Source organism: Streptomyces sp. WELS2 (assembly GCF_013870595.1).
Classification (GTDB): domain Bacteria; phylum Actinomycetota; class Actinomycetes; order Streptomycetales; family Streptomycetaceae; genus Streptomyces.
In genome coordinates this window covers 1-4,292 of the sequence record NZ_JACBWZ010000548.1, presented here as the reverse complement: position 1 = coordinate 4,292, position 4,292 = coordinate 1, and the positions used below count along the sequence as shown (strand labels likewise).

Below are 4,292 nucleotides of genomic sequence, written 5' to 3'. Positions count from 1 at the left end.
CGCGCGGTAGACCAGCCGGTACACGCCCGCCCCGGCGTCGTAGGCGGCCGAGCGCACCGTGCCCGCGACGCTCTCGGCGTACGGCTCCACGGTCAGCTCCTTGTTGACGCGGAACGCGCCCGTGCCGTCGAGCGCGCAGTACCCGCCGCCGTAACACCACACATAGCCCGCCCAGCCGGATGCATAGCGCCCGAGCGAGGCCAGGGCGTCCCGGTAGAAGCGGTTCATGTGCGGCAGCGAGCTGTCCGGCGGGCCCCACTCGCCGACCACCACCGGGACCCGGTACCGCCTCGGGTACGCGGTGACGGCCCGCTCGTACCGCTCGATCCAGCCGGCCCCGGGGTCGTAGTCGGCGCCCGCCTCCATCGCGGTGTCGTAGAAGTGCGGCGCGTACACCACCCGGGGGTCACGGACGCGGCCCAGGCCCGTCGGCACGCCCTCCCCGACGACCGGGGTCGGCTCGACGAACAGCCAGGCGTCCCGGTCGGCCGGGCGGACGGCGCCGGCCAGCCGGTTGTACATCGGGGTGAGCTGTTCGCGTTCGATCCGGCGCGCGGCCGCCGGCAGGTCCTCCCCGGGCCGCGGCTCGCCCATGGGCTCGTTGATCAGGTCGTAGCCGAGCACGGCCGGATGGCCGGCGAAGCGGGCGGCGAGCGTGCGCCACATCCGGGCCTGGGCGCGCCTGAGGTCGGCGTCCTCGTAGAGATGGGTGAAGGCGCGCTGCACGGCGGGCTCGAAGTACTCGGCGAACCAGTCGTCCGGGTGCGGGGTGAACCGCAGCCCGTCGGTCCTGGTCGCCCACTCGGGTACACCCCGGTGGCCGAAGGCGGGCCCGAAGACGTCCTGGTGGGCGTCGAGCACGACCCGCACGCCCTGGCGCCCGGCCCAGTCCAGGACGCGCCCGATCCTGCGCAGGTACCGCTCGCTGTACTGGCCGGGCCGGGGTTCCAGGTCGTCCCAGAAGACCAGCAGCCGGGCGAAGTCGAAGCCCTGGGCGCGCAGATCGCGCAGATGGCGTTCGGTGATCGCGCTCAGCGCCTGCTCGCCCCGGTGCGTCTTGTCCTCGATGTTCCAGTCGCGCAGGGTGAGCACCCGGCCCTGCCCGTCGGTGAGCGGGGGAATGCCCGGCCCGCCTTCCCCGGCGTGGGCGGTGGCGGGGGCCAGCAGCGCGGCGACGGCCGCGGCCGCCGTCAGCATCGCTCGCAGCACGGGAAACCTCCGGGGCGGTGGGAACGGCGTCAACTTCCTTGAATCCGTGCGCACTTCGAACCCTCCCGTGGTATCAGGCGCGCACGGGAAAGACCAGCACCGAGGAGCGCGCATCCTCCTTGCGCGCGGACGTGTTCGTGAAATGATGTCCTGACAAAGGATGGACGGCGGGCCCGCCCGCGACGACCGCCCCGGAGAGGAACCCCTGCCATGGCCCAGACCCTCGACCGCATCCGGGTCGGCTCCGCGCCCGACTCCTGGGGTGTCTGGTTCCCCGACGACCCGCGCCAGATCCCCTGGCACCGCTTCCTCGACGAGGTGTCCGAGGCGGGCTACGACTGGATCGAACTCGGCCCCTACGGCTACCTCCCCACCGACCCGGCCCGGCTCGCCGACGAACTGGCCCGGCGCGACCTGAACGTCTCGGCGGGCACGGTCTTCACCGCCCTGCACCGCGGACCGGCCGTCTGGGAGGAGACCTGGGCCCACGTCGGCCGGGTCGCCGAGCTCACCCGGGCCATGGGCGCCCGGCACCTGGTGGTGATCCCCTCCTTCTGGCGCGACGACAAGACCGCCGAGATCCTGGAGCCGCCCGAGCTGACCCCCGAGCAGTGGACCCACCTGACCCGGGGCATGGAACGGCTCGGCCACCGGGTCAAGGAGACCTACGGCCTGGACATCGTCGTCCACCCGCACGCCGACACCCACCTCGACACCGAGGCCCACGTCACCCGCTTCCTGGACGCCACCGACAGCCGGCTGGTGAGCCTCTGCCTGGACACCGGGCACTACGCCTACTGCGGCGGCGACAGCGTCAAGCTGATCGAGACCTACGGTGGACGCGTCGGCTATCTGCACCTCAAGCAGGTCGACCCCGACGTCCTCGCCGAAGTCGTCGCCCAGGGGCTGCCGTTCGGGCCCGCCGTGCGGCGCGGGGTGATGTGCGAACCGCCGTCCGGGGTGCCGGACCTGGCACCGGTGCTGCGGGCGGCACAGAAACTGGGCGTGGACCTGTTCGCCATCGTCGAGCAGGACATGTACCCGTGCGAGCCGGACCGGCCGCTGCCGATCGCCGTCCGCACCCGGCGCTTCCTGCGCTCCTGCGGCGCCTGAGCGGGCGCGCGCCGGATCCTGCGCTCTCCCGACGGATTCGGCCACGGCGCGCCCGGGAACCAACCGGGGCACCCGGGCGTTTCCACCGACAACGGGGAACGCCCGCGTGGACGGGAGGACGACATGACACACCGCACGCACACCCACGACACGCCCCGGGACGCGGCCGACGCGGCCGTCGCCAGGCGGCAGCGCTTCGGCCGCCTGCCCGAGCGGATACGCCCCGAGGACACGGTCGAGACCGAGCCGGCCACCCGGCCGGACCCGGCCCGGGACACCTACCACGCGGACGAGTGGCTGATCCGGTACTGCGGCTGACCCGGGCGCGGGGACGGGGCGGGCGCCGCCTACCGGCCCGGCACCGTCCCCGCGCCGCTCAGGCCGACCGCACCTCCGCGAGCGTCACCGGCCGGTGCTCGCGCAGGGACAGGGTGCACGCCTCGGCGATCCAGCCCGCCTCCAGGGCGTCCTCCACGGTGCAGGGGGAGGGCCGGGTCCCGGCCACCACCTCGGTGAACGCGGCGAGTTCGGCTCGGTAGGCGGCGGCGAACCGGTCCATGAAGAAGGCGTGCGGAGTGCCCGAGGGGAAGCTCGCGCCGGGCTCGGCCGAGCGCAGCGGCAGCCGGTCGTCCAGGCCCACGGCGAGCGAGTCGGCGAAACCGTGCAGTTCCATGCGCACGTCGTAACCCCGCCGGTTGTGACGCGAGTTGGACACCATCGCCACCGTGCCGTCGTCCAGGGTGAGCAGCGCCCCGGCGGTGTCGGCGTCGCCCGCCGCCGCGATGTGGCCGGCGCCGCGATTGCCGCCCACCGCGTACACCTCCGTGACCTCACGGCCCGTCACCCAGCGGATGCTGTCGAAGTCGTGCACGGAACAGTCCCGGAAGATGCCGCCGGACGCGGCGATGTACGCGGCCGGCGGCGGCTCCGGGTCCAGCGTCGTGGACCGCACGGTGTGCAGCGCGCCCAGCTCACCGGCCCGTACGGCGGCCCGGGCGGCGGCGAACCCCGCGTCGAAGCGCCGGTGGTAGCCGATCTGGACCGGCACGCCCCCGTCCCGTACGACGCCCAGGACCTCGACGCCCTCGCGCATCGTCCGGGCGACGGGCTTCTCGCAGAAGACGGGGACACCGGCCTCGACACCGGCCCGGATCAGCTCGGGGTGGGCGTCGGTGGCCGCCGCCACCACGATGCCGTCCACCCCGGACGCCAGCAGCGCCCGCGGCGACGGGGCCACCTCGGCGCCGAACCGCTCCGCCGCCCGCTCGGCCGCGTCCGCGAACGGGTCGGTGACGACGAGCGATTCGACGGCGTCGAGCCCGAAGAGGGTCTCGGCGTGGAAGGAGCCGATACGGCCGAGACCGAGGATTCCGATACGCATGCGTCCCATTCTTGTCCGTACAAACCCCGCACACCATCACCCGAAGAGCCGTCGAGGCCCCGGGACCGGACCCGCCCCGGCGCTCCTACGGACCGACCCAGCCGCCGGTTTGCGCCGACCGTGCCATCGCGTCGAGCGCACGCGCACCGTGCACCGCGTCCGCGAGGGTGGTGCCGTACGGCGTGCCCTCGGCGATGGACCGTACGAAGCGGCACGCCTCGATCACCTTCAGGTCGTCGTAGCCCATCGCGTTGGCCGCGCCCGGCTGGAACGCGGCGAACTCGCCCGCGCCCGGCCCGACGTGGACCGTGCTCACGGGCTGGTCCCGGTAGCCGGTGCCCCGGCACACGCCCAGCTCGTTCATCCTCCGGAAGTCCCAGAACACCGCGCCCCGGCTGCCGTGCACCTCGAAGCCGTAGGCGTTCTGCTCGCCGACCGATACCCGGCAGGCCTCCAGGACCCCACGGGCGCCGGAGGTGAAACGGAGCAGACAGCCGGCGTAGTCCTCGTTCTCCACCGGGCCCGGCTCGCCGCCCGGCGCCACGGCGTGGCCGGCCGTCGCACCGCCCGGACGGGGCCGGCGCGGGAC

At 74.0% G+C, this 4,292-nt stretch carries 5 protein-coding genes; 2 read left to right on the top strand and 3 right to left on the bottom strand.

Annotated elements, in window-relative coordinates:
• Nucleotides 1-1,197 (bottom strand): glycoside hydrolase family 5 protein (locus H5J33_RS25325; RefSeq protein WP_181797182.1); only part of this gene is annotated, 1,197 nt, incomplete at its 3' end.
• A gap of 222 nt (nucleotides 1,198-1,419) precedes the next feature.
• Between H5J33_RS25325 and H5J33_RS25320 the strand changes: the two genes are divergently transcribed.
• Both H5J33_RS25320 and H5J33_RS25315 read left to right on the top strand, forming a co-directional pair.
• Entirely contained in the window at nucleotides 1,420-2,322 is a 903-nt protein-coding gene (locus H5J33_RS25320; protein ID WP_181797181.1) for a sugar phosphate isomerase/epimerase, read from the top strand.
• Nucleotides 2,323-2,445: 123 nt separating this feature from the next.
• Nucleotides 2,446-2,640 (top strand): hypothetical protein, encoded by a 195-nt coding sequence (locus tag H5J33_RS25315; RefSeq protein ID WP_181797180.1) that lies wholly within the window; start codon nucleotides 2,446-2,448, stop codon nucleotides 2,638-2,640.
• A 58-nt stretch (nucleotides 2,641-2,698) separates the two neighbouring features.
• On the opposite strand, the gene H5J33_RS25310 is transcribed toward H5J33_RS25315, so the two are convergent.
• Nucleotides 2,699-3,703, bottom strand: a complete 1,005-nt coding sequence (locus H5J33_RS25310) for a Gfo/Idh/MocA family oxidoreductase (RefSeq protein WP_181797179.1) — start codon at nucleotides 3,701-3,703, stop codon at nucleotides 2,699-2,701.
• Between the two features lie 85 nt (nucleotides 3,704-3,788).
• Nucleotides 3,789-4,292, bottom strand: a 504-nt coding sequence (locus H5J33_RS25305; protein WP_258565392.1) for a Gfo/Idh/MocA family oxidoreductase, incomplete at its 5' end; no start/stop codon positions are given.

Bases quoted from the DNA above. Each gene is read 5' to 3' on its own strand.
- H5J33_RS25320 (WP_181797181.1), top strand. From the start codon at position 1,420: ATGGCCCAGACCCTCGACCGCATCCGGGTCGGCTCCGCGCCCGACTCC.
- H5J33_RS25315 (WP_181797180.1), top strand. From the start codon at position 2,446: ATGACACACCGCACGCACACCCACGACACGCCCCGGGACGCGGCCGAC.
- H5J33_RS25310 (WP_181797179.1), bottom strand. From the start codon at position 3,703: ATGCGTATCGGAATCCTCGGTCTCGGCCGTATCGGCTCCTTCCACGCC.